Here is a 26630-nt window from a genome sequence, read left to right as displayed (position 1 = left end):
CTCTGATTGTCGGTCACTCACTGCATGGCAACGCTTGCGGCGGCGATGAGGGCAGCCTAAAACCTCAACCATAGTTGAGGTCAAGCAACGATGAAGCAAAACAGGCCGGCCGGAATTGCACGGGACCTGAGCGTCGGCGAGGTGGCGGAACGCTGCGGTGTCGCCGTCTCCACCCTTCATTTCTATGAATCGAAGGGACTGATTACGAGTTCGCGCAATCGCGGCAACCAGCGGCGCTATCCGCGCGCGGTGTTGCGCCGTGTCGCCGTCATCAAGGTGGCGCAGAGTACCGGATTGCCGCTGGCGACAATCCGCAATGCGCTGGCGTCGCTGCCTGACGGACGCGTCCCCACCGTCAAGGATTGGGCCAGACTGTCGGCGGCGTGGCGCGCCGATCTCGACGACCGGATCGCCACATTGACCCGCCTGCGCGATCAGTTGACCGGCTGTATCGGATGCGGATGCCTGTCGCTGAAGACATGCCCCTTGCGCAATCCGGGCGACAAGGCGAGAGAGCGGGGTCCGGGCGCGAGGTTGTTTGATCGATAGCGTGGACACCGCATCGCTCCGTTACTTCTCGGCGACCGCCTTCATGCTGGTCAGACCCTGTTGAAACTGACCGCCGACCATGCGGTCCATCTTGAAGACCATGTGCATGATCTTCGCCATGTAGGGCGCCGGACCATGCATCGCCCAGGTGACAGTCGTCGTGCTGCCCAGCGGCCGCATGGTGAACTCGGCGATGTTGTGAGCCTCGAACGGACTGAAGAAATCCAGTTTGATAACGACCTTCGACGATGGTGTTGCATCGAGGATCTCCATGCGGCCATGGCCGATGTTCTTGTTGCCGCTCCACTCATACACCGAGCCCTTGCCGCTCGGCGCGCCGCTGAAGGTCCGCTGCATGGCGGGATCAACATGCTCGTAGGGCGACCATGATCCCCAGTTCCTGTAGTCGTTGATCAGCGGGAAGATCTTGTCCGCGGGCGCGTTGATATCGATCGAGCGCTCGATCCGGAATGTGTTCGGCCGCAATGCGGCGAGGGCAAGAACGATAGCGATCACAATCGCGAGGAAGATGGCAATGTACATCAGGGTGGTCATGTCACTCTCCGTCTCAGACAGGATTTGAATTCTGGCGTCAGCGCCGCCAGGGGAAAATCAGACGCAGCCGCTCGTCGCGCAGGTAGAGCCCGCCCCAGAGCAGGACGCCGAGATAGACGCCAAACAGCGTGTGGCTGAACAGCGGGCTGCCGGCGCGAACATGCACATAGATCGCGCCGCCGAGATATCCGGTCAGCAGAATCGCGCCCAGTACCGAAGTCCGCGGATACGCATAGAGCAGCGTGCCGAGCAGCGTCAGCACGCCGAGAGTGACCGCGAGATGTGTCGGAATACCAAGCTGACGCGATGTCTCGATAACGATATCGAGCGGGATCAGCTTGATGGCGCCGTCGAACAGCAGGAACAGAACAACCAGACCGCTGAGGATGCGTCCGGTCCACTGCGCGGTCGCCGAAATCGGAACGAGTTCATTCATTGCAATCTCCCGTTGGATCATCCCGCCTTCGCCGGCAGTGGATGGCCAAAACTCCAGCCGTGACCGAACGGATCGCGCACCTCGCCGTAGCGCGCGCCCCAGAATGCATCCCACGGCTGCACGATGACTTTCGCGCCGGCATCCACCGCGCGTTTGACGGCCTCGTCGCAATTGGGGACTTCGAGATGCAGCAGGAAGCTGGAGCCGCCGAGCTCTTCGGGGGCCATGGTCTTGCCGTCGCCGTGACCGCTGTTACCGCGAAGCTCGGGAAAATCGTCCATCAGGAAGACGGTCGCGCCGTTGATGATGAGATGGGCGTGCATCAGGCGCTTGCCGTCCTCGGAGGGCATCCGCATCACTTCGGTCGCGCCCAAGGCCTTCTTGTAGAATGCGATGGCGTCGATCGCGCCCAGGACAACGAGATGCGGAACGAGCGGCGGCAGCGGCGGAATTTGTTCGGTCATGAATAGCTCCTCGGCTTCGGGTGTCTTTTAAATTGATGTCTTCAGATCGATTTCGCGGCAGCGCCGCCATCTCTATTTCCGGTGCGGCGCCCGCTTTTCTTTCCTCGGATGCCTCGGTTTTTTCGGCGCCATGGCCTTGCTCTTTTCCGCCGCCTGCAAGGTGCCGAGATATTCCTCGAGGCGATCCAGCCCCGCCTCCCAGAAGCGGCGATAGCTCTCAAGCCAGTCGTCGACTTCCTTGAGCGCCGCCGGTTCGATCTTGCACGGACGCCACTGCGCCTCGCGGCCGCGCGTCACCAGACCGGCATGCTCCAGCACTTTCAGATGTTTCGAGACCGCGGGCATGCTCATGGCGAACGGCTCGGCGAGTTCCGTGACCGAGGTCTCGCCAAGCACCAGCCGCGCAAGGATGGCGCGGCGGGTGGGATCGGCGAGCGCCGCGAACTTGATGCTGAGCGGGTCCATCGGCGCTTTCATATAACCATTCGGTTAAATAACCTTTTGGTTAAATACAACCGTTGCCTGAAACTGTCAAGCGTTCCTGATTCAAGAATCGGATGGGTTTCCGGCGGCCGACGGGACGTGAGCGGCGGCGCGCCTGAGCCTCAATAATCCTTGAGCAAACGCTCGATGTAATCGAGCTCGATCTGCGGCCGCTGCGGGTCCGCGAGACGGCGGCGCAGCTCTTCCAGGATACGCCGCACGCGCTGCACATCGATCTCGCCGGGAATCTTCACGGTGAGATCGTCACTCCACTCACGGCCGTTGAGCGGCCGCCCCAGCGGGTCGGTGGTGTTGCCGCTGTTCTGCTGACGGCCCATGCGGTTGCCCGGTCCGCCATCCTGCCCTTCGCCGGGCTGCATCGACTGCGCGAGATTTTGCGCGCCCTTGCGCAGGGCTTCAAGCGCACGGCCCTGCGAATCGACGGCGCTGTCGGCATTGCCCTGTCCAAGCTGGCTGCCCGCATCGCCCATCGCCGAATCGGCGTCGCCAAGCGCGTCGCCATCGTCCTGCTGGCCGTCCTGTCCCTGACCCGGCTGCTGACCCTGGCCCGGCTGGCCTTTATCGCCGCGCCGGCCCGGCATCATGCCGTTCTTCTTCATGTCGTCGAGCAGCTTGCCCAGCCGGTCGCGCAGCGCCTGCTGGTCCTGACGCAGCCCATCCATCGGATTCTGGTCGCCCTGCTCACCGCGGCTGCGGTCGCGGCGGGAATCCTGGCCCTGCTTGAACGTCCTGTCGCGCAACTGCTGCTGCTTGCGGATCATGTCGCCGAGTTCGTTCAGCGCCTGCTCCATATCGCCATCGCCCTGCCCCGGCTGCGCCATCTGCAGGTTTTCCAGCATCTGCTGCATCTGATCGAGCAGCGCCCGCGCGGCATCCTTGTCGCCGGAGCGCGACAGCCGCTCCATGCGATCGATCATGTTCTTGAGATCCTGCTGGCGCATCACCTTGGCGTTGGGATCGAGCGGCCGCGCCAGTTGCTGCGGATTGTTGCGCAACTGTTCGGCCAACTGGCGCATGAAGTTGTCCAGCGCCGCGCGCAGATTGTCGGTCAACTTCTTGATCTCTTCGTCGCTGGCGCCGCGCTCCAGCGCGTCCTTCAAGGCGTCCTGCGCGGCGCGCAGCGCTTTCTCGACATCGCTGATGTTGCCGTCCTCGATCGCCACCGCGAGCGCCCACAGGTTGTCGACGGTCTCGCGCATGGCCTCGCGCGAACTGGCGTGACCAAGCTGGGACGCAATGCTGCGCAAACCGAGATAATGTCCCAGCTCCGGCGAAAACGCCTCGGGTGCGATCATCAGCGCATCGAGCGCGATCAGCACCAATGGCTTCTGGTTGGCATCGAGCGCCAGATTGCGGCGCTGCTCGATCAGCGCGCGCGCCAGCGGTTTCACGAACAGCCGCTCCGGCAGCCTCATGTCGAATGGCTCGCTGCGCCCCTCGTTGCCGGCTTCGTCCTTCGCGGTCAGCGTCAGCGTAACATCGGCGCCGGCATAGGGATTTTCGCTGAGATCCTTGACGGTCTGGCCCACGCCGTTGCGGGTACGCACGTTCGGCAATCCGAGCGTGATCGACGGCGGATCAAACAGCGGCTGCGGTCCGGCGCTGTCGTCCCTGGCGTCATCCTGCTTCCCGGCGCGAGGCGCGAACTGCGCGCGTGCTTCGGTCACGCCATAGTCGTCTTCAAGCTTGTAGGACAGCAGCAACGCGCCCTTGGCCTGCCGTTCGGGATCCTTGGCGAGGGAGATACTCGGCGCACGATCCGGCATCGCCCTGAACGCCCATTGCGGCTGGCCCGATGGCGAGCGGACATGCGCGGTGCCGTCGCCTGCAATGGTGAAGTGCCGCTCGCTGGTGCCTTGCGGCGCGTTCGCGGCCGCCGGAACTTCCGTCACGCCACCGGCCGCGGAAACGTCGAGCCTGCCACCGCTGGAACGGACGATCAGCGTGCTACCCGCCGGAACAGCGACAGGCCCCATCTCTGATGGAGGTGCATCCTTGTTCAAGGAGTTCGACAGGATGATCGGCGGACGGCTGGTGTAAGGTGGCGGCGTCACCCACGCATCGACGCGAACATTCGCCGCGGTGAAAGCGCCGTCCCAGTCGAACGCCGCGACAACGCGGGCCAGACGATCGTTGCCGGCGGCGATGAAGGTCGCGACCATCAGCACGACCACCAGCGCGCGCAGCGCCCAGGGATCGTGAAGCGCGAGACGTGGCGACGGCAGACCGGCGCGGATGCGCTTGATCGACGCCAGCGTTCGCGCGTGCTGCTCCTGCCACAGCGCCTGGGTAATCGGGTCCTGCGACTTCAGCGTATCGGTCAATGCGGTCGCGGGGCGATGGGGAATTCCAGTTCCGCGATCAAGACGACGCAACGCATCCTCACGCGTCGGCCAGCGAAACCGGGCCGCCGGAACCAGGGCCGCAATTGCCAACAGCACAAAAACCGCGAAGGCGACAATGCGCACGGAGAAGGGAAACGCGACCCACAGCCCCGCCCATGACGCGGCCAGGAAGAGACCCGTCACCGTCAGCAATCGCGCGAGGTGCGGCCAGCCGCGCTCCCATGCGACCGCAAGCCGCGCCCGCCGCAAGGCCTGCGCGAGTTGAAGACGCCGGGCCTCCTCGGCAGTGCGCGGACGCTCGGATGGGTCTGGGGTCGGTCCGTTCAACAGGCTCTCCAGATTCAATTCAGTGCAGCCCAGTGATCCGGTTCTGGCAAAGCGAACGTCGGATACGGGACATTAGCACAGCGGCGGCAATGAGGCATGGTCTCAACGCCCTACCCACATGCAAAGCTGCGGCCAAACAGCCGAGCCGCCGCCGGAAAGCCGGGCTTCCGTTTCACAAAAGCGTGACGCCGAGGCACAGTTCCCGGTCTTGGCAGCACGTTGTTGCAAGCTACCTCACGCGCAGAACAAACCCGGAGACGCCAAATGAGTCCCAACGCCGGAAAGGCATTCGCCGGATTGCTGCGATCGCTGATCTTGATCGCAGCGCTGTTTTTCATCCCGGCGTGGTCCCTGAGATTCTGGCAGGGCTGGGTCTATATCGCGATCATGGGCGCCGCCTCCGCCGCCATCATCCTGTATCTCGCGAAATACGACGACGCGCTGATCGGGCGGCGGCTCAGGGCCGGTCCCTTTGCCGAAAAGGAAAGAAGCCAGAAGATCATTCAGACGTTCACATCGGTGGCGGGCATTGTTCTGTTTCTGGTGCCGGGTTTCGACTATCGCCGGCAATGGTCGCACGTTCCAATCGCGCTGGTCTCGATCGGCTTTACCGGCGCAGTGCTCGGTTTCTTCGTCATCTTTCTGGCGTTTCGCGAGAATCGCTTCTCATCGAGCATCGTCGAGATCGCCGAGGACCAGAAGGTGGTCTCCAGCGGACCTTACGGTGTTGTCCGTCATCCGATGTATGCCGGCGCGATTGTGCTGTTTCTCGCCACGCCGCTGGCGCTCGGCTCCTGGTGGGCGTTCATACCGGCGATCATCCTGAGCGCGATGATCGCCGTGCGCCTGATCGATGAGGAGAGATTTCTCGTCACCCGTCTGCCGGGCTACGACGCCTACCGTTCGAGCGTGCGGTACCGGCTGGTTCCGGGAGTGTGGTAGGGACTGGCGGGCGCCGTCCGCTCTGCTCATCAGTTGAGCTTCGCTCCGGCAGAGTCCACGACCCTGCCCCAGCGCTCGTAATCGGCGCGGATCGTCTGCGTGAAAGCCTCGGGCGTGGAAGTCGTGACGCTCAGGCCCTGCGCTTCAAGACGCTCGCGCACATCCGGCAGTTTGCTGATACGGATCACTTCCGCATTCAGACGCTGGACAATGTTCGCCGGCGTCGCCGCAGGCACGACGAGACCGAACCAGGAGTCGACAACGAAATCGGACACACCCGCCTCAGCCGCCGTCGGCACATTCGGAAGCAGCGGCGAGCGCTCGCGACTGGTCACGGCCAGTCCCTTGACCTTGCCATCCCTGATCTGGGGCGCCAGCACGGTCAATGTATCGAAGGCGAGGTTCACCTGATTGCCGAGCAGGGCATTGATCGCGGGCGCGCTGCCCTTGAATGGCACATGCAGCAGATCGGTTCCGGTCAGGCTCTTGAAGAGCTCGCCGCTCAGATGGCACAGCGTTCCCGGACCGCATGACGAATAAGTGAACTTGCCCGGCTCCTTCCTGGCCGCGGCGACAAGATCCTTCAGGCTCGACACCGGCGCATCCGGACTCGCCGCGACCACGTAGGGCACCGAGGCCAGCAGCGACACCGGCGTGAAACTCTTGAACGGATCGAAATTAATCGCGGTGTTCACGTGCGGCAGGATGGTCAACTGTCCCGCGGGAGCAAGCGACAGCGTGTATCCGTCAGGTTCGGCCTTGGCGACAAAGTCAGCGGCGATCGCCGTGCCGGCACCGGCCTTGTTCTCCACCACAATGGACTGGCCCAGCGCCTCGCTGAGCTTGTCGCTGTAGATTCGGGCGATGGTGTCCGCCGCACCGCCCGCCGGGAACGGAACGATCAGCTTGATCGAACGGCTCGGCCAGGTATCGGAAAAAGCCACCGTACTGACACTGACAAGCAAGCTGGAAGCGGTCGCGACCGCGACAAGAAGCCGATTAAATCCAAAGGAGCGCATGACGAAGTTCCCTGTCATCCGATCAGGATTCGTCGTGCGTCCCCTGTGTCCGCGTCACCCAAGAGCGAGGCGAAACACAGTCCGAGACAGTACTCCCGCTGCATTCTCGCAGCGAAAGGCGCGCTGATGACCTGACCGGCAGCGCAGCCGCTTCAAGAGAGCGGAGCGCATCGATTAAGGCCTAAAGATCGTCTCACGACGGCCTTTCAGCAATGAAATGCTATTGCGAAATGATATCGCGCTCTGGTCGATCCATCTCGCACCAGAACAGCGATGAGAAGATAATTTTCAGCTTCGGGAAGTGCCGCTCGCGAAATTTACAGAGGCTGCCCGGACGGAGCGTTTATGTCGCTACAGCCACGGCGCGGTGCGATCCATCGCGATCAGCGCTTCGGCGTCGATGCGAGGGCGCACCACGGCATACTCGCTGCCCTTGACCAGCACCTCTGGCACCAGCGCGCGGGTGTTGTAGGTGCCTGACTGCACGGCGCCATAAGCACCTGCCGTCATGATGGCGAGCAAATCGCCTTGCTTCGGCTCCGGCAGATTGCGGCCGACTGCAAGATAGTCGCCCGTCTCGCAAACCGGGCCCACCACATCCGCTACCAGCACCAGCGCGTCGGGCGCTGCGGCACGCACCGGCATGATCTGATGATAGGCCTCATAGAGCGTTGGACGAATCAGGTCATTCATCGCCGCATCGATGATGACAAAATTGCGCGCATCGCCGTGCTTCACGTAAATCACGCTCGACACCAGGATGCCGGCGTTGCCGACAATCATGCGCCCCGGCTCGAACATCAGCGTACAACCGAGATTGTGCGTCACGCGCTTGACCATCTCGGCATAAGCGACGGGCTCTGGCGGCGCGACACGGTCCTCATAATAGGGCACACCAAGACCGCCGCCGAAATCGACATGCGAAATCGTGTGGCCGTCCCCGCGCAGCACGGTGACAAATTCGGATAGCAGACGGAACGCCGCCTCCATCGGGCCGAGATCGGTAATCTGGCTGCCGATGTGCATGTCGACGCCAGTGACCTCGATGCCCGGCAGTTGCGCTGCGCGTGCATAAACCTCACGCGCCCGCGCGATCGGGATACCGAATTTGTTCTCCGACTTGCCGGTGGAAATCTTCGCGTGCGTGCCGGAATCGACGTCCGGATTGACGCGAATCGAGATGCGCGCGGTACGTCCCATGCCGGATACGATCCGGGACAGCGCCTCAAGCTCGGGCTCGGATTCGACATTGATACAGAGAATGTCGTGCGACACCGCAAGCTGCAGCTCGCCGGCGGTCTTGCCGACACCGGAAAACACAATCTTGTTCGCCGGAATGCCCGCCGCCAGCGCACGCTTCAATTCGCCGCCGGACACGACGTCTGCCCCAGCACCAAGTTTCGCCAGGGTGCGCAGCACCGACTGATTGGAATTCGCCTTCATCGCGTAGCAGACCAGATGAGGCGTTCCGGCGAAGGCATCGGAGAACACGCGGTAATGGCGCTCAAGCGTGGCGGTCGAATAGCAATAGAACGGCGTTCCCACCTCATCGGCGAGGCGGGCCAAGCTCACGTCTTCGGCGTACAGCACGCCGTTGCGATACTGGAAATGATTCATACTAGCGATCCGGTTCTGACATTCGTATCATAAGTTTCCGCAGGCACCCTTTACGAATGTCAGAACCAAAGGATCGCTAGAATTATTATTGCTAGTGTCCTTTCGTATCCGACGTTCGTAGGGAAAGCGCTGCGGGCTGAAACGAACGTCGGATACGGGACACTAGATCAGTCCAGAATCGCGTCGAGCGGAATCCGTTTTTTCTCTCCGCGCGGCGCAAGCGGCACGTTGGCGCTGCCGGGCGGCCGATAGACCTCGTTCTGGAGGTTCGCCGCCGAATTCCGGTCAGTCGTGGCGAAGTCCGAGTTCTGCGGGTTGGTCTGATCCGCGGATGCACCCGGAGGCGCGTCGAGGTAAGCCTTGCGGCCGCAGCCGGCAAGCGCGCACGACAATGCGATCAGCCCGACGGCTGTCAGCTTCGAGAAGGAGCGATTCGAACGAGAAGTCACGCGCTGGTGTCCCTGAAATTGCGCGCCACCATACAAAGAAGGTGCCGCTCTGGCGAGGCCCGCGAATTACCAATTTTTCCGGAGCATTTCCGGCAAAGTGGAGGCCGGTTTGCCGTCAGAAATGCTCCTAACTCATAATTGCGCGTATTCTATCGCAAAACCGGTGCCCACTTTTGCGGAATACGCGCGATCAGCCCGAATTTTGCTCTTTTTCAAGCCGCTTGAGCCAGTCCTTGGCCTGCTTGCGCACGTTATCCGGCGCGGTACCACCGTAGCTGGTGCGGCTCTCCACCGACGCCTGCACCGACAGGACATCGAATACCGACGCGGTGATTCTGGGCTCAACCGCCTGCATCTCCGCAAGCGGCACCTTGTGCAACGCCAGCCCCTGCTCCGACGCCTTCGCCACGATGCGGCCGGTCACATGATGCGCGTCGCGGAACGGCATTTTCAGCGTGCGCACCAGCCAGTCGGCAAGATCGGTCGCCGTCGCATAGCCTTCGCCGGCCGCGACCTTCATGCGCGCTTCTTCCGGCACGAGATCAAGCGTCATGCCGGTCATGGCGCGGATCGCAAGCGACAGCGCTGCGAAGGCTTCCATCGCGCCCTGCTTGTCTTCCTGCATGTCCTTTTGATAGGCGAGCGGCAGCCCCTTCATGACGATCAGCAACGCCGTGAGCGAACCGATGACGCGGCCGGTCTTGGCGCGCACAAGTTCGGCGGCATCCGGATTTCTCTTCTGCGGCATGATCGACGAGCCGGTGGTGAACTTGTCAGACAGCGACACCAGCCCGACCAGCGGCGATGTCCAGATCACGATCTCCTCGGCAAAGCGTGACAGGTGAACCGCCGCGATCGCCGACGCCGACAGCGTCTCCAGCACGAAATCCCGGTCGGAGACGGCGTCGAGCGAGTTCGCCATCGGGCGATCGAACCCGAGCGCGCTCGCGGTGGCGTGGCGGTCAATCGGGAACGATGTCCCAGCCAATGCGGCAGCGCCGAGCGGACTTTCGTTCAGCCGCTTGCGGGCGTCCGCGAACCGGCCGCGGTCGCGCGACGCCATTTCCGTGTAAGCAAGCAGATGATGACCGAATGTCACGGGCTGCGCGGTCTGCAAATGGGTGAAGCCCGGCATCACGGTATCGGCGTGCTCGATGGCGCGATCCACCAGCGCGCGCTGAAACGCGGCCAGCGCCCTGTCGATGTCGTCGATGACATCGCGCACATACAGCCTGAAGTCGGTCGCAACCTGGTCGTTGCGCGAACGTGCCGTGTGCAGACGGCCGGCCGCCGGCCCGATCAGTTCGCCGAGGCGGCTTTCGACATTCATGTGAATGTCTTCAAGCGCGCGCTTGAACGAGAACGAGCCCTTGCCGATTTCTGACAAAATCGTGTCTAGACCGCCGGTGATGTTTTTTGCATCGTTGGCCGTAATGATGCCTTGAGCGGCGAGCATGGCTGCGTGAGCCTTGGACGCGGCGATATCCTGGGCGTAAAGGTGCTGATCGACGTCGATCGAGACGTTAATCTCCTCCATGATCGCGTCGGGACTTTCACCGAAGCGGCCGCCCCACATCTTGTTGCTCATATTCTGGTACTCACGCGTTCCTGCTCAGAAATCCAACCGCCAGCCGAAGCTTCCGTCAGACGAGACCTCATGCCCGACATCGATCCATCGACGCCCAAGTTGCCCCGCAGGAATGCTTATCGCATTCGAATGACCGTCGTTTCCGTCATTATAGCGGCCGCAGCGGGAATGGGTGGGGTATACGGGATCGGCGGGTTCATGCGCAATGCGCAAGCGCAGGCCCAATGTGCGCCCGCGGTCGATCTGGCCAGGAAAATCGCACCTTTTGCCAAGGGTGAGGTCGCTGCATTAACCATGGCCACGGCTCCGCTTCAGTTGCCCGATCTCGCTTTCGAGGATTCCGAGGGCAAAACGAGAAAGCTGTCGGAGTGGAAGGGCCGCACCGTCCTTGTCAATCTATGGGCGACCTGGTGCGTCCCGTGCCGCAAGGAAATGCCGGCGCTCGACAAACTGCAGGAGACGCTCGGCGGCCAGGACTTCGAGGTGGTCGCGATCAATATCGACACCCGCGATCCCGAGAAGCCGAAGACCTTCCTCAAGGAAGCAAACCTCACCAAGCTGGCTTATTTCCATGACCAGAAGGCGAAGGTGTTTCAGGATTTGAAGAGCGCCGGCCGCGCACTTGGAATGCCGACCTCCGTGCTGGTCGACGGTGCCGGATGTGAGATCGCCACCATTGCCGGCCCCGCTGAATGGGCCAGCGACGACGCGCTGAAGCTCATCAAGGCCGCCACCGCGAAATAGCGCCGCAGTTCCATCTGACGCCGCCCTCTTGACGCCATCCTGGGCGCGCTTATACTTAACCGTATGGTTTACTATTCGACCGACCGTCTGAACCGCGTTTTTGCCGCCGTCGCCGACCCGACACGGCGCGCGCTGCTGGCGGAACTTGAAGGGCGCGAGAGCGTCACAATCAGCGAACTCGCGAAACCGTTCGCGATGTCCCTGCCCGCCGTGATGAAGCATCTCGATGTGCTGTCGGACGCCGGGCTGATCACCAGGAGCAAGACAGGCCGCACGGTCACGTGCCGCCTGACCGCGGCGCCGATGGAGCAGGCAATGGAATGGCTCAGCCGCTACCAGCGATTCTGGACCGCGCAACTCGATCGTCTCGCCGCTTTTGTGGAGAAGGATTTATGCTCACCCAGCCCAGCCTCACCCTCGCCCGACGGCTCAAAGCCCCAGCCTCCAAAGTCTTCGAAGCGTGGACCGACCCCGAGAAGATCGTCCAGTGGTTCGGACCCGGACACACCATAGGCGACAGCGTCAAAGCCGACATGGATGTGCGTGTCGGCGGCCACTTCCGGATCAACTTCAGCACCGATGACGGTCAGTCGCATCAGGTCGGCGGCAAGTATCTCGAAGTGACGCCCTATCAGCGCCTGGTCTTTAGCTGGGCGTGGCACTCGACGCCGGAGCGCGTCTCGCAGGTGACCGTGGTGCTGCGCGAGGAAGGCGACGTGACGCTGCTCACGCTGACCCATGACAAGTTCTTCGACGAAGCCGCACGCGACGGCCACAAGCGCGGCTGGACCGGAACGCTCGACAAGCTTGAGAAGTTTTTCACCTGAGATCAACAACGCTGCCGGCGCCCAACCGCAGGCGGCAATCGTGGAAACCACCCAAGGAGTTTTGAAATGCAGTATGTCGATGGATTTGTGTTGCCGGTCCCGAAGAAGAACATCAAAGCCTACACATCCCTGGCCAAGACCGCCTGCAAGGTCTGGCTTGAGCACGGCGCGCTCGACTACCGTGAATGCGTCGCCGAAGACGTCAAACCCGGCAAGCTGACGTCGTTCCCGCAGAGCGTGAAACTGAAGACCGGCGAGACCGTCGTCTTTTCCTGGATCACCTACAAGTCGCGCAAACATCGCGACAAGGTCATGGAGAAGGTGATGAAGGACCCGCGCATCACAGCGATGATGGACCCGAAGAAAATGCCGTTCGATACCAAGCGCATGTTCTTCGGCGGCTTCGACACTATCGTCACGGCCTAACGCAACATCCACCCATCTCTGACAACGGAGTAGATTCATGCAAGCGATCGTGCCCTGCCTGTTCTTTGACGGAAAAGCAGAAGACGCCGTCAACTTCTACAAATCCGTATTCAAGTCCGCGAAAATCGGCCACATCACCCGCTATGGCGACAACATGCCGATGCCGAAAGGCTCGGTGATGACCGCGGAGATCGAGATCGAGGGACAGAAGTTCCTCGCCCTCAACGGGCCGCCGATGTTCGCGTTCACGCCGGCGATCTCGTTCATGGTCAATTGCGAAACCCAGCAGGAAATCGATCACTACTGGGACCAATTATCCGCAGGTGGCGAGAAGCAGCAATGCGGCTGGCTCAAGGACAAGTTCGGCATGTCGTGGCAGGTGGTTCCGGCCGTGATGGAGCATTTGATGAGTGGAGCATCGGCAGCGCAGACGCAGAAAGTGATGGAAGCTGTGATGCGGATGACGAAGCTCGACATCAAAACCTTGAAGCAGGCTTATGACCAGGCGGCCTAGTACCGCTCACCTGCACGAGTGCCCTGGCCGGAATGACGGCAACATCATTCCGGCCCAAGGGGGCGCAACCAATCTCTACACCCGCGCGTTTCATTGCGCGTGGGCGCAAGCCGAAACCATCGTGATGCAAAGGAGCGCAGCCATGTTGAAAGCAAGCCATGCATTCAGCGGCTTCTCGGCCAACGATATCGGGAAGGCAAAGGAATTCTACGGCCGCACACTGGGACTAGAGGTCTCCGAGGACCACGGGATACTGAACCTGCATCTTGGCGGCGGCGCCAACGTGCTGATCTATCCAAAGGCCAATCACGCACCCGCGACCTTCACCGTTCTGAACTTTCCGGTCGATAACGTCGACAAGGCGGTCGATGAGCTTAGCAAGCGCGGCGTCCGTTTTGAGATCTACAACGAGCCGGAATTCAAGACCGACGCGAAGGGCATTTCCCGCGGCAATGGCGGCCCGACCATCGCATGGTTCAAGGATCCGGCCGGCAATATCCTGTCCGTGCTCGATACCAATGGCATGATGTAACGAGGACATCACCATGACGCTTCACGGCCATTTCCACTGGAACGAATTGATGACGCCGGACCCGGAGCGCGCCAAGCAATTCTATCAGAAAGCCATCGGCTGGACCTTCGAGGGGATGCCGATGGAGGATGGCGCGACCTACTGGGTGGCCTATGCCGATGGTGAAATGGCCGCGGGAATCTTTCCGACCAACCGCCCCGCGTTCGACGGTGTGCCGGAAGGCTGGATGTCCTATCTGGCTGTCGACGATGTCGATGCGCGGGCGAAGGCGGCGGTTGCAGCCGGCGCGCAACTGATGCGGCCGATTTTCGATGTGCCGCAGGTGGGCCGCATTGCCATCCTGACCGAACCGGGCGGCGCGGGCATCGGGTGGATCACACCGGTCGATTGAATGGCACTAAAGCGCGTATTCTAGTCGCAGAACGGGGCCACTTCTGCGGAATACGCGCGGGTCAGACTGAAATATCGAGATTGCCGCCGACGCCCGGCGCATTGTTCGCGGCGGGCTGGAGCAGTTGCAGCACCGACTTCTCCGAATCGATGTTCTGCTTCAAGACGCTGGTCGCGATCTGCTGCTGGGTGTTGGCAGCCTGCATAGCCATCATGCTGCTGACGATACTCATCACATCCATGGAAAGGCACGCTCCGCGACTCAAGCTGAGATGAACCTAGTCCGAGGCGGTTAACAAATTTTAGCTGAAGCGAACGGTGCGAAGCGCGGCGAATTACCGCGTCGGGACCGGCTTGTCGCCGCGATAGTCGTAGAAGCCGCGCTGCGACTTGCGCCCCAGCCAGCCGGCTTCGACATACTTCACCAGCAGCGGGCACGGGCGATACTTCGAATCCGCCAGCCCTTCGTGCAGCACCTGCATGATCGACAGACAGGTATCGAGGCCGATGAAATCGGCCAGCTCCAGCGGGCCCATCGGATGATGCGCGCCGAGCTTCATCGCGGCATCGATGGCTTCGACGTTCCCGACGCCTTCGTACAGCGTGTAGATCGCCTCGTTGATCATCGGCAGCAGGATGCGGTTGACGATGAAAGCCGGGAAATCCTCCGAGACGGCAATCTGCTTGCCCATCGCGGTGACGAACTCGCGCGCGGCGTCGAACGTCGCGTCGTCGGTGGCGATGCCGCGGATCAGTTCGGCCAGCTCCATCACCGGAACCGGGTTCATGAAATGGATGCCGATGAATTTCTCGGGCCGGTCGGTCGTGGCCGCAAGCCGGGTGATCGAAATCGAAGACGTATTCGACGCGATGATCGCCTCGGGCTTCAGCACGGCGCACAGATCGTGGAAAATCTTGCGCTTGATCTCTTCCTTCTCGACCGCGGTCTCGATCACGAGGTCGCAGGCAGCAAGCCCATCGAGGCTGTCGGCCGAGGTGATCCTGGTGAGAGCCTTCTTGTGCGCGTCTTCGGTGATGGTCTTCTTGGCGACCTGACGCGACAGATTGCCGTTGATGGTGGCCATCGCGGACTTCAGGCGATCGGCGGACACATCGTAGAGGATCACATTAAAGCCCGCGAGCGCGGCAACATGCGCAATGCCGTTGCCCATCTGCCCCGATCCAATCACGCCAACCGTCTTGATTGTTGCCATTCGCTTCCGGTCTCTGTGCTCTCGCTACCGCAGGATGCGGCGATCACCTTGCCGCACCCTCTTTAACATTATGTCAAACACCTGCCGGGGGTTCGAAATTCCCGCCGGGCGCCCAACATAGCAGGTTCCGGGCGCATCGCGCGCCCGGAAGTTGGTCTCAAAGTGCCGCGGTCAGTTCAGGAACCGCCTGATAGAGATCGGCGACCAGACCGAAGTCCGCGACCTGGAAGATCGGCGCGTCTTCGTCCTTGTTGATCGCGACGATCACCTTGGAGTCCTTCATGCCGGCCAGATGCTGGATCGCGCCGGAAATACCGATGGCGATGTACAGTTCGGGCGCGACCACCTTGCCGGTCTGGCCGACCTGCCAGTCGTTCGGCGCATAGCCCGCGTCCACCGCGGCGCGCGAAGCGCCGACGCCGGCGCCGAGCTTGTCCGCCAGCGGCTCGATGTACTTGGTGAAGTTCTCACGGCTCTGCATGGCGCGGCCGCCGGAGACGATGATCTTCGCCGAGGTCAGTTCGGGACGATCGCTCTTGGCGACTTCCTCGCCGACGAAGCTCGACAGGGCCGGATCGGCCGCGGCCGCGGCGTTCTCGACCGAGGCGCTGCCGCCCTCTCCGGCCGCACCGAAGGTCGAGGTGCGCACGGTGATGACCTTCTTGGCGTCCTTCGACTTCACGGTCTGGATCGCGTTGCCGGCATAGATCGGCCGCTCGAACGTATCGGGCGAAACCACCTTGATGATCTCAGAAATCTGCATCACGTCGAGCAGGGCTGCGACGCGCGGCATCACGTTCTTGAAGCGCGAGGTCGCAGGCGCGACGATCGCGTCATACGATCCGGCCAGCGAGACGATCAGCGCGGCCAGCGGTTCGGCCAGATCGTGTTCGAGGCTGGCGTTCTCCGCGAGCAGGACCTTGGTGACACCCTTCAGCTTCGCCGCCGTTTCGGCAGCGCCCCTGGTGCCCTCGCCGCCACCGGCCACGAGAACGTGGACATCGGCGCCGAGCGCGGCCGCGGCCGTCAGCGCCTTGTTGGTGGAATCCTTCAGCGCAGCGTGGTCGTGTTCGGCAATCAGCAGTGTGGTCATCAGAGCGCCCCCGCTTCCTTGAGTTTCGACACCAGTTCAGCGACGTCCTTGACCTTGACGCCAGCCTTGCGGCCCGGGGGCTCGGTTGTCTTGAGAATTTCGAGACGCGGCGAGAGATCGACACCGAAGCTGTCGGCGGCCTTCTCGTCGATCGGCTTCTTCTTCGCCTTCATGATGTTGGGAAGGCTTGCATAGCGCGGCTCATTGAGACGCAGATCGGTGGTGACGATCGCCGGTCCCTTGACCTTGACCGTCTGGAGGCCGCCGTCGACTTCGCGCATGACCTTGAAGTCCGATCCATCGACTTCGAGCTTCGACGCGAAAGTCGCCTGCGCCCAGCCGAGCAGCGCGGCCAGCATCTGGCCGGTCTGGTTAGAGTCGTCGTCGATGGCCTGCTTGCCGAGAATGACAAGACCCGGCTTTTCTTCTTCAACGACGGCCTTGAGAATCTTGGCAACGCCAAGCGGCTCGACGGTGCTGTCGGTCTTCACGAGGATGCCGCGGTCGGCACCCATGGCAAGACCGGTGCGGATCGTCTCCGACGCCTGCGCAGGTCCGATCGACACCACCACAACCTCGGTCGCCTTGCCGGCCTCCTTCAGGCGCAGGGCTTCCTCGACGGCGATTTCGTCGAACGGGTTCATCGACATCTTGACGTTGGCGAGCTCGACGCCCGTCCCGTCGCTCTTGACGCGAATTTTGACGTTGTAGTCAACGACGCGCTTAACCGGCACCAGAACCTTCATCGGTTCCCTTTCGTCCTGAAATGGTTGATCACATCCACTCTAAAGCGGTTGGCGGCGGAACCTAATGGTCCCGCCAATCCGGGTCAACGCGCGAAAACTGGAAAACAAGGAAGGTATACCTAATATCACCGCTCAGCGGTTCTGGCCCGGGACCCAGAGCACGTCGCGTGCGCCGTTGTCATTGACCGACCGGCCGGCCACGAAAAGAAAATCCGACAGCCGGTTCAGATATTGCACGGCTGCATCGCTCACCGGCTCGTTCGGCTGGGATGCCAGTTCCACCACCATCCGCTCCGCCCGGCGGCAAACCGTGCGCGCCAGATGCAGATGGGCCGCGGCTGGTGTTCCGCCAGGCAAAATGAACGAATTCAGCGGCGCCAGATCGGCATTCAGCGCGTCGATGTCCTGCTCCAGACGCTCGACCTGCGTGGCCAGCACACGCAGCCGCTCAGCCTTCCCTTCCCGCTGCGGAACAGCCAGATCGGCGCCGAGATCGAACAGATCGTTCTGCACCCGCCCGAGCATGGCATCGATCGCCGGGGCCTGCGCCAGATGAAGACGGGCCACGCCGATGACGGCGTTGGTCTCATCGACGGTTCCGTAAGCGCTGACACGAAGATCGTATTTCGGACGGCGCTCGCCGCTGCCGAGCGCTGTCGTCCCGTCATCGCCGGTGCGCGTGTAAATGCGGTTGAGAATGACCATCGCGTTGATCCATTTTCGCGGTTGAAGTTCGATCCACCCCCGTCAATCAGCTCTTGCCGAGCGCCCAGACGGCAAGCATCGCGATGACGATGGCGATAAACTGAAACAGCACGCGCAGCCGCATCAACCGTTGCGAGGTGTTGGGCGAGCCGCCGCGCATCATGTTGAACAGGCCGAGCAGCAGCACGATCGTGACCGCTGCCAATGCGATGGGGAGAGCAATGCTCGAGAGGAACGATGTCATGAGGGGTACATAACACCGCCCACCGTTTCGCGCCATTGCCTGCCGTAAAATGCCGGTGGGCTCCGAAGGCGCAGAAAATACAGCGAACTTCGGATTCGGGGCGCTGGCCCTACATGACTTTAGGTGCCCGGCGCGGTACATCTTGAGGGCGATGAATCAGGGTGACACGTGAGGCTGATCCGAGACGCTTTCAATGTCGCACTCGATGCGTTCTACACGTTTCTGGCCGATGACGGCTGGGCGATCGCGAGCCATATCGCGCTATCGGCGCTGATGGCGCTGTTTCCGTTCCTGATCGTGATCACATCCCTCGCCGGCGTGTTCGGGTCCAAGGACCTGGCCGACCGGGCCGCCGAAATGATGCTGGACACCTGGCCTTCGCAGGTCGCCGATGCGCTGTCCGGTGAAGTTCACAATGTGCTGACCCAGTCGCACAGCGGCGTCCTCACCATCGGCGTGGTGCTGGCGCTGTACTTCGCATCGAACGGAGTCGAGAGCCTGCGCGTCGGCCTCAACCGCGCCTACGGCGTGGTCGAACAGCGCCGCTGGTACTGGCTGCGGCTCGAATCGATCGGCTACACCATGGTCGCCGCCGTCACATCGCTGGCGATGGCGTTTCTGATTGTACTCGGTCCGCTGATCATCGCCACGGCGCGGCGCTATGTTCCACTGCGGGTCGAGCCCAACGAAGACCTTCTGAACATTCTGCGTTATGGCCTCACGATCGTGGCGCTGATCGTCGCGCTCGTGATCCTGCACAAGTGGCTGCCGGCCGGCACCCGACGCATGCGCGAGATCATGCCGGGCATCGTCTTCACCATGATCGGATCGCTTGTCTCCGGCGTGGTGTTCGGACAATACCTCGCGCGCTTCGCCAGCAACTACGTCACCACCTATGCCGGCCTCGCATCGGTGATGATCGCGCTGGTGTTTCTGTATTTCATCGCGGCGATTTTCGTCTACGGCGGCGAACTCAACGCGTCGATCGTCAAATGGCAGAAAGCTTCAAAATAAGCCTGCGCGTACTCTGGTCGCAAAACCGGTTTCCACTTTTGCGGAGTACGCGCTAACGCCCCATCGCCTGAAGAAGCGCCGTCGCCAGCGCGCGCGGGCTGACCGGCTTGGTCAGGAACGCATCGGCACCCGCGGCGCGCGAGGCCTGTTCATCGTCCGCCCGCCCCGAGACGCCAATGATGGCGATGCGTCCGTAGCTCCCTTCGAGCGCCCGGACGCGCCGGATCGCTTCAACGCCGCCGATGCCCGGAAGCACCATATCCATCAGCACCGCGTCAAATTCGCCCTGCGCGATCCGCTCCGGCGCGGCCTCGCCGCGCCCGATGAATTCGGTCTGATGGCCGAGTTCGGTCAGAATGGCATTAAGTACAACGCGGCCGAACGGATTATCTTCGATGCTGAGAATGCGAAGGCCCTGCGACGCGCGCGGCTGCGCATCCGATCCAAGCCCGGACGGCTTCAGCGCCTTGGCCCGCTTCAGTGTAACAGTCAGCACGAATGTCATGCCGCCGCCGGGCCGCTGGCTTGCCGTGATGTCGCCGCCCATGGCGCGCGCAAGCTGCTTGACTGACGACAGTCCGAGACCTGCGCCGCCGAAGCGGGAGGCGATGCTGACATTCGCCTGCGAGAACGGCTTGAACAGCCGCTTGATCTCCGCGAGCGAAAGACCGATGCCGCTGTCTGACACAGAGAACGTCACATCCAATCTGTCGCCCCGCCCCGCGCGAGCCGCGACATCGAGCGCGACCGCGCCCTGCTGGGTGAACTTGACGGCGTTGTCGATCAGGTTTTCCAGCGCCGCCCGCAGGCGCACCGGATCGCCGGTCACGAAGACCGGCAATTTCGCGGCGATCCCGACCTGCGATCGCAGTCCCTTCGCCGTGGCCCGTCCGGCCAGGGAATCCCCCATTGCCCGTGACAGCGCCTGAAGGTCGAAAAAATCCTGACGCACCGCCAGCCCGGCGCTGTCGTGGCGTGCTGCATCGACGAACAATGTGGCCAGCGCAGCGAGATGCTCAGCGCCGACCTTGATCGTGTCCACCCAGCGCCGCTCGCGCTCGCCGAGCTCAGACGTCGCCAATAGTGAACTGATCGCCAGAATGCCGGTCAGCGGCGTGCGGACCTCATGGGCGAACGCCGCCAGCGCGGCCTCGACGATCCGTGATTCCGATTCCAGCCGGCTGACCCGCTTTACCGACGGCTTCGTGGCAGCCTTTTTGGGAGCGGCCTTTTTCGAGGCAGCCGGCTTTGCCCCACGCGTCTTCCGCGCAGGCGTCTTGCCGCCGCGCTTGACGCGCGTCTTCAGGCTACGCTTGACGCGTGATTTCGCCGCCATGATTCCCCACCCATCCAACTCCAACATGACATGTCGGAGGCTGCTGAGTCACGCCGCGGCGGGTTCAAGCGGGGTTAATACCAACAAGACGCCGCACCTGCGCCGGCATGGTCCCACCGGCCCGCAAATCCCGGATTGCCGTGGACCGTGTCGATTTCGACAGCTTCTGCCCGGCCTCGTCCAGCACGAGGCTGTGATGGCGGTAGACCGGCTGCGGCAGCCCGAGCAATTCCTGCAACAGACGGTGGACGCCGGTCGCCCAGAACAGATCCTGGCCTCGCACGACGTCGGTTACACCCTGCAAGGCGTCGTCGATCACAACCGACAGGTGGTAACTCGTTGGCGTATCCTTGCGGGCAAGGATCACGTCGCCCCACTGCCCAGCCCTCGCAGGCACCTGACCTGTCTCACCGCCAGGACCCGCGCCTTGCTCCGTCCAAAACACCGTGCCGGCACGCGTCACGGCCGTTTCCATATCAAGCCGCAAGGCGTAAGGCGCTCCCGACGACATTTTCCGGTCGCGCTCCTCGGCCGCCAGATGCCTGCCGGTCCCGGGATAGACCGGAGCGCCATCGGGATCGCGTGGCCAAATGCCCGCCCGGTCCTTGCCATCGACCATCCGGGCGATGTCGGCGCGGCTCTCGAAGGCGGGATACAGAAGGCCCTCGTGCATCAAGCGGTCGACGGCCTCGCGATAGAGCGCAAAGTGCTCCGACTGCCGCCGCACCGGCTCTTCCCACGTCAGGCCGAGCCACGCGAGATCCTCATAGATCGCCTGCTCGTATTCAGGCCGGCAGCGGACGGCGTCGATGTCCTCGATGCGCAGCAGCAAGCGTCCGCCGCTCTGCCGGGCGAGATCGAAATTCAGCAGCGCCGAGCGCGCGTGTCCAAGATGGAGAAATCCATTCGGACTTGGTGCAAAACGGAAAACGGGTGGTGGCATAGCTCGGCTTTGTTCGACGTGCGGCAAGACATTTGCAACCGCGTCAGATTCCCTTCATGCTCGCGGTCCGGTTCTGACATTCGTATTATATTCTTCGCAGGCACTTTAACGAATGTCAGAATCAAAGGATCACGAGAATCATGATTTGCGAGTGTCCTTTCATATCCGACGTTTGCTCGGTAGGCGCCGCAAAATGAAGCAAACCTCGGATACGGAACACTCGTAAATTGAATGACAGTCCATCTCAACACGCAAGCGGACCTTGAAAACGCTGTTCACGCGCTGGTCCGTTTTGATCCCCGGCTCGGCCCCGTGCTCGACATCGCAGGGATGCCGAACCTGCGGCGGCGCGAACCCGGCTTCGCGGGTCTCGCAGCCATTGTCTGCGGACAGCAGTTGTCGACAAAGGCCGCCGCCGCCATCTGGGGACGCGTCAGCGCGACATTCAATCCCTTTCATCATGACAAGCTCAAGAGCGCGCGCGCGGACCGGCTCGGGCGCCTTGGATTGTCGGCAGCGAAGATCAAATCGCTGAAGTTCATCGCCCGCGAACTGAGCGAAGAACGGCTCAATCTCGAAGTACTCGCGGAAGAAGACGCCGACGCTGCACACGCGACGCTGACCAAGCTGCACGGCATCGGGCCATGGACCGCCGACATCTACCTTCTGTTCTGTCTCGGTCATGGCGATGCGTGGCCGGCCGGCGATCTTGCCATTCAGGAAGCCATGCGGATCGGCCTCGCCCTGAAGTCGCGGCCGACAGTGAAGGAGATGCATCCGCTGGCGGAGCCGTGGCGGCCGTTTCGCGGCGCGGCGGCGCATCTGTGGTGGTCGTACTATCATGCCGTCAAGAAGCGTGAAGGCGTAATTGCGGGAACCGCGACAGCGTCGCCAAAGGCACCAGCAAAGACAAAATCCGCAAAAGCGAGATCCGTTTCAAACACCAAACCCGTTTTAAACAAATCCCGCGTCGCAAAAACGTCAGCGAAGCCGGCGAAGAATGCGCTACGAAAGAAAGCAGTTAAAAAGGCGGGAACACGGAAATGACATCGTCCACTCAATTCATCGTGGAGCGCAACGATCTGGCGAAATGCCGATTGATCGAAACGCCGCTGCCAAGCGTGATGCAATTGCCTGAAGACGGCCTGCTGGTGAAGGTCGAGCGTTTCGCCTTCACCGCGAACAACATCACCTACGCGATGCTCGGCGACCAGTTGAAGTACTGGCATCTGTTTCCCACCCCCGAGGGCTTCGGCAACATTCCGGTCTGGGGATTCGGCCGTGTCATTGAATCGCGTCATCCGGACATCGCCGTCGGCGAAGTGCTGTTCGGCTATCTGCCGATGGCGACGCATCTCGTGATCGAAGCCGCCGACGTCAGGAAAACAGGTTTTCGCGACGCCGCCGCGCACCGGCAGAGCGTCTCGCCGGTTTACAACGCCTATGCCCGCGTCACTGGCGATCCGGCTTTCGAAGGCCGCGAAGGCGATTATCAGGCGCTGCTGCGGCCGTTGTTCATGCTGTCGTTCCTCGTGGATGACTTCCTCGCCGACAAGGACTTCTTCGGTGCGAAAACCGTGATCCTCTCCAGCGCATCAAGCAAGACGGCGTTCGGGCTGGCGTGGCTGCTGCACAGCCACCGCAAGCCGGTGCGCGTGATCGGCCTCACCTCGGCCGGGAACGTGGACTTCGTCACGTCGCTGGGCTGCTACGACGAGACCGTGACCTACGACAACATCGAGACCATTCCCGCGGATCAGCCGGTCGCCTTCGTCGACATGGCGGGAAATCCCGATCTGCGCACCCGGCTGCACAGGCACTTCGGCGGTCAGCTGGTTTACAGCGGACGGGTCGGCCTCACCCATCAGGACGCAGCGCCCGACGACGACAATCTGCCCGGTGCCAAGCCGACATGGTTCTTTGCACCGGACCAGATCCGCAAGCGCGCCAAGGAATGGGGGCCCGGGGGAATCGACCAGCGATTCGGCGCGGTCTGGTCCGGCTTCACCGCCGCGATGGGCCCCAAGCTCGACGTGATCGAAAGCCGGGGTTCCGACGCGGTCCAGCGGGTCTATCTGGATACGCTGAAAGGCCGCGTAAAACCGGCACAAGCGCACATGCTGTCGATGGCCGATTGAGGCGAGGCGCTCACCGGCAGGTGAGCGGAAACGCTCTTCACAATCCCGTCACGCTGCCTGTAGTATGTCATCCCAAGCTGCTTCGCAGCCAATTGGGGTTGGGGCCAGGAGCGTTACTTGAACGCACATGTGTCACAAGGCGGTTGGCCGGTACTCGTGCTGAATGCGGACTTCCGGCCGCTGAGCTATTATCCGCTGTCGCTCTGGTCATGGCAGGACGCTGTCAAGGCCGTGTTCCTCGACCGCGTCAATATCGTTGCCAACTACGACCACGCGGTTCACAGCCCGACCTTCGAGATGCAACTGCCGAGCGTGGTCTCGCTCAAGTCGTTCGTAAAGCCGACGACCCATCCCGCCTTCACGCGGTTCAATGTGTTCCTGCGCGACCGCTTCTCCTGCCAGTACTGCACCTCCCAGGACGACCTGACCTTCGATCACATCATCCCGCGCTCGCGTGGCGGCCAGACCACATGGGAAAACGTCGTCGCGGCTTGTTCACCGTGCAACCTGCGCAAGGGCAACATGACGATGGCGCAGGCGCGGATGCACCCGCGCCAGATGCCGTTCGCGCCGACGGTGCATCAGCTTCATCGCAACGGCCGGTTGTTCCCGCCGAACTACCTGCACGAAAGCTGGCTCGATTATCTTTACTGGGACACCGAACTCGATCCGTAAGCGCGGCTGCCTCAGGCTCGCTGCTCAAACGGATAATCCGTATATCCTGCCTCTGCCCCGCCATAGAACGTCGCGCGGTTGTACGCATTCAGCGGCGACTTGCGCTTGAGCCGGGATGGCAAGTCCGGATTCGAAATGAAGTGACGGCCGAAAGCGATCGCATCCGCCTTGCCTGATGCGATGGCATCTTCCGCGGTTTCTCCGGTGAAGCCGCCAGCGGTGATCAGGACGCCGGGCCAGAGCGGCCTGAACAACTCCATCGCCGACGGCACATTCTGGTGATTGACCTCGGCGCGGCCCGCGCCGCTGCTGCGCGGCTCGATGAAATGCAGATAGGCGAGACCGCGATTGCTCAGCATTTTGACGACATGACTGTAGAGCGGCATCGGATCGGCCTCGCCGGTGTCGTTGGCGACACCGTAAGGCGACAGACGCACGGCCACGCGGTCAGCACCCCAGACGCCGATGGCCGCATCGGTGACCTCTAGCAGCAGCCGCGCGCGATTCTCGATCGATCCTCCGTATGCATCTGTTCGCTGATTGATGCGCGACTGTAGAAACTGCTCAATCAGATAGCCGTTCGCGCCGTGAATCTCGACGCCGTCGAAACCTGCCTCCAGTGCATTCCGTGCGCCCTCCCGGAAAGCGTCGACGATTCCCGCGATCTCGCTGGTTTCGAGTGCCCGCGGTGTCTCGTAAGGTACCTGCTTTCCCTCGGCGGTCATGGCGCTGAAATTGCCGGAGATGGGAACGGCGGACGGCGCGACCGGCAAGGCCCCGCCAGGCTGGAACGACGAATGCGAAACACGCCCGACGTGCCAGAGCTGCAAGAAGATGATGCCGCCCTTGGCATGCACCGCGTCGGTGATTTCGCGCCATCCTGCAATCTGCTCGCGCGAATAGATGCCAGGGGTTCTGGGATTTCCACGCCCGGTCTGAGTGACTGGCGATGCTTCGGCAATGATCAAGCCGCCCTGCGTGGCGCGCTGCTCGTAATATTCCAGGTTCAACGGATGCGGCGCGTTATCCTGCTGCGCGGCCCGCATCCGCGTCAGCGGAGCCATGACGACGCGATGGCTGAGCTGATACGGCCCGACTTTCAGCGAAGAAAAAAGCGAGGAAGACATCACGCAAGCTCCGGGTTCTGCATCAAGGATTTGACGCGTTATCACAGCCCGCGTGCTTTCTCCTCATTTTGAGCATGCATGGCAGACCCACGCTCCGATTACGCAGCGGTCGACATACGTGCCGCACGTTTGATGGCCTGGGGCGGCTGGCCGAACGCCCGCAGAAACGCACGGCGCATTCGTTCGGGATCGGAGAACCCGGTCTCGCGCGCGATCACATCGACGGGATGCTGCGCTTCTTCCATCAGAAGCCGTGCGGTTTCGACACGAAGGTTCTCGATAGCCTTCGCTGGCGACTGTCCGGTTTCAGAGCGGAACGCGCGGCTGAACTGGCGGGGGCTGAGCCGCGCGGCTTCCGCCAGAACCTCGACCGACAGATCGCTTCTCAGATTCTTCTTTGCGAAAGCGAGGGCATCCTGAATGCGGTCGGACTTCGGCTGTAGTTCCAGCAACGCCGAGAACTGCGATTGCCCCCCGGTCCGGCGATGATAGACCACCATCTTTCGGGCCACACCGCGCGCGACGTCAACGCCGAGATCGCTCTCGATCATCGCCAGACAGAGATCGATGCACGACGTCATGCCCGCAGACGTCCATACCGATCCGTCGACGATGAAAATCCTGTCTTCCTGAACTTTGACCTTCGGAAACTGGGCCTGCATGTTTCGCGCAAACGCCCAGTGCGTGGTGGCGCGCCGTCCGTCGAGGATGCCGGCTTCGGCAAGCACGAAGGCGCCGGTGCAAATGCTGGCGATCCGCCGCGACGACTTGCTGGCCGAGCTCATGAAAGCAAGAAGCGCGGGAGAAGATGGAAGAGGCGACATCCAGCCAGCCACCAGGACGGTATCGAACTTGGCCTTGCTGAAGGGTTTGGTCTCGACCGGAACGCCGGACGAACTGGCGACCGGCCCGCCATGTTCCGACAAAAGCTGGATCTCGTAAGCCGGCCCATTCGCCGACATGTTCGCCAGCTCGAACACCGAGAGCGCGGCGAGATCAACGATTTGAAAGCCCGGAAAAACAACAAGACCGATGCGCTTCATGGCGGCGACCTCTCTGATGTTTTAAAACGTCAATGTCTCAAAACGAGGTATATATGACATTTAGGACACACGGGTAACGCTCTAGGCTGGTCCCGTCAAGGTCGGCCACCGCCGGCCTCAATGG

Annotated in this window: 32 protein-coding genes; 13 read left to right on the top strand and 19 right to left on the bottom strand. The window is 62.1% G+C overall.

Features of this window, described 5'->3' with window-relative positions; genetic code table 11:
* The first annotated feature begins 90 nt into the window (after positions 1 to 90).
* Positions 91 to 549 (top strand): redox-sensitive transcriptional activator SoxR, encoded by a 459-nt coding sequence (soxR, locus tag AC1Q6J_RS15465; RefSeq protein ID WP_492280101.1) that lies wholly within the window; start codon positions 91 to 93, stop codon positions 547 to 549.
* A gap of 21 nt (positions 550 to 570) precedes the next feature.
* On the opposite strand, the gene AC1Q6J_RS15460 is transcribed toward soxR, so the two are convergent.
* From AC1Q6J_RS15460 to AC1Q6J_RS15440, 5 genes are all read right to left on the bottom strand, one after another.
* On the bottom strand, positions 571 to 1104 hold the full coding sequence (locus AC1Q6J_RS15460) for an SRPBCC family protein (protein ID WP_492280100.1): 534 nt from the start codon (positions 1102 to 1104) through the stop codon (positions 571 to 573).
* Positions 1105 to 1141: 37 nt separating this feature from the next.
* Complete coding sequence (locus tag AC1Q6J_RS15455; RefSeq protein ID WP_492280099.1) at positions 1142 to 1540, bottom strand: DoxX family protein; 399 nt, start codon at positions 1538 to 1540, stop codon at positions 1142 to 1144.
* Positions 1541 to 1557: 17 nt separating this feature from the next.
* Positions 1558 to 2004, bottom strand: a complete 447-nt coding sequence (locus AC1Q6J_RS15450; protein ID WP_492280098.1) for a VOC family protein — start codon at positions 2002 to 2004, stop codon at positions 1558 to 1560.
* 72 nt (positions 2005 to 2076) lie between these two features.
* Positions 2077 to 2469, bottom strand: coding sequence for an ArsR/SmtB family transcription factor (locus AC1Q6J_RS15445; RefSeq protein ID WP_492280097.1), 393 nt, complete (start codon positions 2467 to 2469; stop codon positions 2077 to 2079).
* A gap of 140 nt (positions 2470 to 2609) precedes the next feature.
* Complete coding sequence (locus AC1Q6J_RS15440) at positions 2610 to 5180, bottom strand: TIGR02302 family protein (RefSeq protein WP_492280096.1); 2571 nt, start codon at positions 5178 to 5180, stop codon at positions 2610 to 2612.
* Positions 5181 to 5444: 264 nt separating this feature from the next.
* Here AC1Q6J_RS15440 and AC1Q6J_RS15435 point away from each other — a divergent pair, with 264 nt between their 5' ends.
* Positions 5445 to 6122, top strand: a complete 678-nt coding sequence (locus tag AC1Q6J_RS15435; protein WP_492280095.1) for a methyltransferase family protein — start codon at positions 5445 to 5447, stop codon at positions 6120 to 6122.
* Between the two features lie 29 nt (positions 6123 to 6151).
* Here AC1Q6J_RS15435 and AC1Q6J_RS15430 read toward each other — a convergent pair whose 3' ends face one another.
* The 4 genes from AC1Q6J_RS15430 to argH form a co-directional block, all read right to left on the bottom strand.
* Entirely contained in the window at positions 6152 to 7141 is a 990-nt protein-coding gene (locus AC1Q6J_RS15430) for a Bug family tripartite tricarboxylate transporter substrate binding protein (RefSeq protein ID WP_492280094.1), read from the bottom strand.
* Positions 7142 to 7492: 351 nt separating this feature from the next.
* Entirely contained in the window at positions 7493 to 8758 is a 1266-nt protein-coding gene (gene lysA / locus AC1Q6J_RS15425) for a diaminopimelate decarboxylase (RefSeq protein ID WP_492280093.1), read from the bottom strand.
* 167 nt (positions 8759 to 8925) lie between these two features.
* Entirely contained in the window at positions 8926 to 9207 is a 282-nt protein-coding gene (locus tag AC1Q6J_RS15420) for a lipoprotein (protein WP_492280092.1), read from the bottom strand.
* A gap of 190 nt (positions 9208 to 9397) precedes the next feature.
* Positions 9398 to 10795, bottom strand: a complete 1398-nt coding sequence (gene argH, locus AC1Q6J_RS15415; protein WP_492280091.1) for an argininosuccinate lyase — start codon at positions 10793 to 10795, stop codon at positions 9398 to 9400.
* Positions 10796 to 10864: 69 nt separating this feature from the next.
* Here argH and tlpA point away from each other — a divergent pair, with 69 nt between their 5' ends.
* The 7 genes from tlpA (at position 10865) to AC1Q6J_RS15380 (ending at position 14229) form a co-directional block, all read left to right on the top strand.
* The gene (tlpA, locus tag AC1Q6J_RS15410; RefSeq protein WP_492280090.1) at positions 10865 to 11539 is read left to right on the top strand and encodes a thiol:disulfide interchange protein TlpA; all 675 of its coding nucleotides are present in this window, start codon (positions 10865 to 10867) and stop codon (positions 11537 to 11539) included.
* 63 nt (positions 11540 to 11602) lie between these two features.
* Positions 11603 to 12052, top strand: coding sequence for an ArsR/SmtB family transcription factor (locus AC1Q6J_RS15405; RefSeq protein WP_492280089.1), 450 nt, complete (start codon positions 11603 to 11605; stop codon positions 12050 to 12052).
* Positions 12019 to 12366 (top strand): SRPBCC family protein, encoded by a 348-nt coding sequence (locus tag AC1Q6J_RS15400; protein WP_492280158.1) that lies wholly within the window; start codon positions 12019 to 12021, stop codon positions 12364 to 12366. The genes AC1Q6J_RS15405 and AC1Q6J_RS15400 overlap by 34 nt, the downstream gene beginning before the upstream one ends.
* A 66-nt stretch (positions 12367 to 12432) precedes the next feature.
* Positions 12433 to 12792, top strand: coding sequence for a DUF1428 domain-containing protein (locus AC1Q6J_RS15395; RefSeq protein ID WP_492280088.1), 360 nt, complete (start codon positions 12433 to 12435; stop codon positions 12790 to 12792).
* Between the two features lie 37 nt (positions 12793 to 12829).
* On the top strand, positions 12830 to 13306 hold the full coding sequence (locus tag AC1Q6J_RS15390; RefSeq protein ID WP_492280087.1) for a VOC family protein: 477 nt from the start codon (positions 12830 to 12832) through the stop codon (positions 13304 to 13306).
* Between the two features lie 142 nt (positions 13307 to 13448).
* Entirely contained in the window at positions 13449 to 13838 is a 390-nt protein-coding gene (locus tag AC1Q6J_RS15385) for a VOC family protein (RefSeq protein ID WP_492280086.1), read from the top strand.
* 13 nt (positions 13839 to 13851) lie between these two features.
* On the top strand, positions 13852 to 14229 hold the full coding sequence (locus AC1Q6J_RS15380; protein WP_492280085.1) for a VOC family protein: 378 nt from the start codon (positions 13852 to 13854) through the stop codon (positions 14227 to 14229).
* A gap of 61 nt (positions 14230 to 14290) precedes the next feature.
* Here AC1Q6J_RS15380 and AC1Q6J_RS15375 read toward each other — a convergent pair whose 3' ends face one another.
* The 6 genes from AC1Q6J_RS15375 to AC1Q6J_RS15350 all read right to left on the bottom strand — a co-directional run bounded on the left by AC1Q6J_RS15375 (position 14291) and on the right by AC1Q6J_RS15350 (position 18230).
* On the bottom strand, positions 14291 to 14470 hold the full coding sequence (locus tag AC1Q6J_RS15375; RefSeq protein WP_492280084.1) for a YjfB family protein: 180 nt from the start codon (positions 14468 to 14470) through the stop codon (positions 14291 to 14293).
* Positions 14471 to 14563: 93 nt separating this feature from the next.
* Positions 14564 to 15442, bottom strand: coding sequence for a 3-hydroxybutyryl-CoA dehydrogenase (locus AC1Q6J_RS15370; protein ID WP_492280083.1), 879 nt, complete (start codon positions 15440 to 15442; stop codon positions 14564 to 14566).
* Positions 15443 to 15599: 157 nt separating this feature from the next.
* Positions 15600 to 16535, bottom strand: a complete 936-nt coding sequence (locus AC1Q6J_RS15365; protein WP_492280082.1) for an electron transfer flavoprotein subunit alpha/FixB family protein — start codon at positions 16533 to 16535, stop codon at positions 15600 to 15602.
* Positions 16535 to 17281 (bottom strand): electron transfer flavoprotein subunit beta/FixA family protein, encoded by a 747-nt coding sequence (locus AC1Q6J_RS15360; RefSeq protein ID WP_492280081.1) that lies wholly within the window; start codon positions 17279 to 17281, stop codon positions 16535 to 16537. Before AC1Q6J_RS15360 ends, AC1Q6J_RS15365 begins: the two co-directional genes overlap by 1 nt.
* Before the next feature lie 132 nt (positions 17282 to 17413).
* Positions 17414 to 17986: a cob(I)yrinic acid a,c-diamide adenosyltransferase gene (locus tag AC1Q6J_RS15355; RefSeq protein ID WP_492280080.1), complete on the bottom strand. Its 573-nt coding sequence runs from the start codon at positions 17984 to 17986 to the stop codon at positions 17414 to 17416.
* A gap of 46 nt (positions 17987 to 18032) precedes the next feature.
* Positions 18033 to 18230: a twin transmembrane helix small protein gene (locus tag AC1Q6J_RS15350; protein WP_492280079.1), complete on the bottom strand. Its 198-nt coding sequence runs from the start codon at positions 18228 to 18230 to the stop codon at positions 18033 to 18035.
* A gap of 168 nt (positions 18231 to 18398) precedes the next feature.
* Between AC1Q6J_RS15350 and AC1Q6J_RS15345 the strand changes: the two genes are divergently transcribed.
* Complete coding sequence (locus AC1Q6J_RS15345; protein WP_492280078.1) at positions 18399 to 19244, top strand: YihY/virulence factor BrkB family protein; 846 nt, start codon at positions 18399 to 18401, stop codon at positions 19242 to 19244.
* A 52-nt stretch (positions 19245 to 19296) separates the two neighbouring features.
* On the opposite strand, the gene AC1Q6J_RS15340 is transcribed toward AC1Q6J_RS15345, so the two are convergent.
* Both AC1Q6J_RS15340 and gluQRS read right to left on the bottom strand, forming a co-directional pair.
* Positions 19297 to 20580 (bottom strand): ATP-binding protein, encoded by a 1284-nt coding sequence (locus tag AC1Q6J_RS15340; protein WP_492280077.1) that lies wholly within the window; start codon positions 20578 to 20580, stop codon positions 19297 to 19299.
* 64 nt (positions 20581 to 20644) lie between these two features.
* Positions 20645 to 21523: a tRNA glutamyl-Q(34) synthetase GluQRS gene (gene gluQRS / locus AC1Q6J_RS15335; protein ID WP_492280076.1), complete on the bottom strand. Its 879-nt coding sequence runs from the start codon at positions 21521 to 21523 to the stop codon at positions 20645 to 20647.
* A 231-nt stretch (positions 21524 to 21754) separates the two neighbouring features.
* Between gluQRS and AC1Q6J_RS15330 the strand changes: the two genes are divergently transcribed.
* The 3 genes from AC1Q6J_RS15330 to AC1Q6J_RS15320 all read left to right on the top strand — a co-directional run bounded on the left by AC1Q6J_RS15330 (position 21755) and on the right by AC1Q6J_RS15320 (position 24336).
* Positions 21755 to 22570, top strand: coding sequence for a DNA-3-methyladenine glycosylase family protein (locus AC1Q6J_RS15330; protein WP_492280075.1), 816 nt, complete (start codon positions 21755 to 21757; stop codon positions 22568 to 22570).
* Positions 22567 to 23661 (top strand): DUF2855 family protein, encoded by a 1095-nt coding sequence (locus AC1Q6J_RS15325; RefSeq protein WP_492280074.1) that lies wholly within the window; start codon positions 22567 to 22569, stop codon positions 23659 to 23661. Before AC1Q6J_RS15330 ends, AC1Q6J_RS15325 begins: the two co-directional genes overlap by 4 nt.
* Positions 23662 to 23778: 117 nt before the next feature.
* Positions 23779 to 24336: an HNH endonuclease gene (locus AC1Q6J_RS15320; RefSeq protein ID WP_019199958.1), complete on the top strand. Its 558-nt coding sequence runs from the start codon at positions 23779 to 23781 to the stop codon at positions 24334 to 24336.
* A gap of 11 nt (positions 24337 to 24347) precedes the next feature.
* Here the strand turns inward: AC1Q6J_RS15320 and AC1Q6J_RS15315 are convergent, their stop codons facing one another.
* Both AC1Q6J_RS15315 and AC1Q6J_RS15310 read right to left on the bottom strand, forming a co-directional pair.
* The gene (locus AC1Q6J_RS15315) at positions 24348 to 25463 is read right to left on the bottom strand and encodes an alkene reductase (RefSeq protein WP_492280073.1); all 1116 of its coding nucleotides are present in this window, start codon (positions 25461 to 25463) and stop codon (positions 24348 to 24350) included.
* A gap of 98 nt (positions 25464 to 25561) precedes the next feature.
* Complete coding sequence (locus AC1Q6J_RS15310) at positions 25562 to 26506, bottom strand: GlxA family transcriptional regulator (RefSeq protein ID WP_492280072.1); 945 nt, start codon at positions 26504 to 26506, stop codon at positions 25562 to 25564.
* Between the last annotated feature and the right edge of the window lie 124 nt (positions 26507 to 26630).

The organism is Afipia sp. MLSD5-FHT05B12 (assembly GCF_058793355.1).
This window is presented reverse-complemented; position numbering and strand designations above follow the sequence as displayed.

Coding starts and splice junctions, on each gene's coding strand:
- soxR (WP_492280101.1), top strand. CDS start 91: ATGAAGCAAAACAGGCCGGCCGGAATTGCACGGGACCTGAGCGTCGGC.
- AC1Q6J_RS15460 (WP_492280100.1), bottom strand. CDS start 1,104: ATGACCACCCTGATGTACATTGCCATCTTCCTCGCGATTGTGATCGCT.
- AC1Q6J_RS15455 (WP_492280099.1), bottom strand. CDS start 1,540: ATGAATGAACTCGTTCCGATTTCGGCGACCGCGCAGTGGACCGGACGC.
- AC1Q6J_RS15450 (WP_492280098.1), bottom strand. CDS start 2,004: ATGACCGAACAAATTCCGCCGCTGCCGCCGCTCGTTCCGCATCTCGTT.
- AC1Q6J_RS15445 (WP_492280097.1), bottom strand. CDS start 2,469: ATGGACCCGCTCAGCATCAAGTTCGCGGCGCTCGCCGATCCCACCCGC.
- AC1Q6J_RS15435 (WP_492280095.1), top strand. CDS start 5,445: ATGAGTCCCAACGCCGGAAAGGCATTCGCCGGATTGCTGCGATCGCTG.
- AC1Q6J_RS15430 (WP_492280094.1), bottom strand. CDS start 7,141: ATGCGCTCCTTTGGATTTAATCGGCTTCTTGTCGCGGTCGCGACCGCT.
- lysA (WP_492280093.1), bottom strand. CDS start 8,758: ATGAATCATTTCCAGTATCGCAACGGCGTGCTGTACGCCGAAGACGTG.
- argH (WP_492280091.1), bottom strand. CDS start 10,795: ATGAGCAACAAGATGTGGGGCGGCCGCTTCGGTGAAAGTCCCGACGCG.
- tlpA (WP_492280090.1), top strand. CDS start 10,865: ATGCCCGACATCGATCCATCGACGCCCAAGTTGCCCCGCAGGAATGCT.
- AC1Q6J_RS15405 (WP_492280089.1), top strand. CDS start 11,603: ATGGTTTACTATTCGACCGACCGTCTGAACCGCGTTTTTGCCGCCGTC.
- AC1Q6J_RS15395 (WP_492280088.1), top strand. CDS start 12,433: ATGCAGTATGTCGATGGATTTGTGTTGCCGGTCCCGAAGAAGAACATC.
- AC1Q6J_RS15390 (WP_492280087.1), top strand. CDS start 12,830: ATGCAAGCGATCGTGCCCTGCCTGTTCTTTGACGGAAAAGCAGAAGAC.
- AC1Q6J_RS15385 (WP_492280086.1), top strand. CDS start 13,449: ATGTTGAAAGCAAGCCATGCATTCAGCGGCTTCTCGGCCAACGATATC.
- AC1Q6J_RS15380 (WP_492280085.1), top strand. CDS start 13,852: ATGACGCTTCACGGCCATTTCCACTGGAACGAATTGATGACGCCGGAC.
- AC1Q6J_RS15375 (WP_492280084.1), bottom strand. CDS start 14,470: ATGGATGTGATGAGTATCGTCAGCAGCATGATGGCTATGCAGGCTGCC.
- AC1Q6J_RS15370 (WP_492280083.1), bottom strand. CDS start 15,442: ATGGCAACAATCAAGACGGTTGGCGTGATTGGATCGGGGCAGATGGGC.
- AC1Q6J_RS15365 (WP_492280082.1), bottom strand. CDS start 16,535: ATGACCACACTGCTGATTGCCGAACACGACCACGCTGCGCTGAAGGAT.
- AC1Q6J_RS15360 (WP_492280081.1), bottom strand. CDS start 17,281: ATGAAGGTTCTGGTGCCGGTTAAGCGCGTCGTTGACTACAACGTCAAA.
- AC1Q6J_RS15355 (WP_492280080.1), bottom strand. CDS start 17,986: ATGGTCATTCTCAACCGCATTTACACGCGCACCGGCGATGACGGGACG.
- AC1Q6J_RS15350 (WP_492280079.1), bottom strand. CDS start 18,230: ATGACATCGTTCCTCTCGAGCATTGCTCTCCCCATCGCATTGGCAGCG.
- AC1Q6J_RS15340 (WP_492280077.1), bottom strand. CDS start 20,580: ATGGCGGCGAAATCACGCGTCAAGCGTAGCCTGAAGACGCGCGTCAAG.
- gluQRS (WP_492280076.1), bottom strand. CDS start 21,523: ATGCCACCACCCGTTTTCCGTTTTGCACCAAGTCCGAATGGATTTCTC.
- AC1Q6J_RS15330 (WP_492280075.1), top strand. CDS start 21,755: ATGACAGTCCATCTCAACACGCAAGCGGACCTTGAAAACGCTGTTCAC.
- AC1Q6J_RS15325 (WP_492280074.1), top strand. CDS start 22,567: ATGACATCGTCCACTCAATTCATCGTGGAGCGCAACGATCTGGCGAAA.
- AC1Q6J_RS15315 (WP_492280073.1), bottom strand. CDS start 25,463: ATGTCTTCCTCGCTTTTTTCTTCGCTGAAAGTCGGGCCGTATCAGCTC.
- AC1Q6J_RS15310 (WP_492280072.1), bottom strand. CDS start 26,506: ATGAAGCGCATCGGTCTTGTTGTTTTTCCGGGCTTTCAAATCGTTGAT.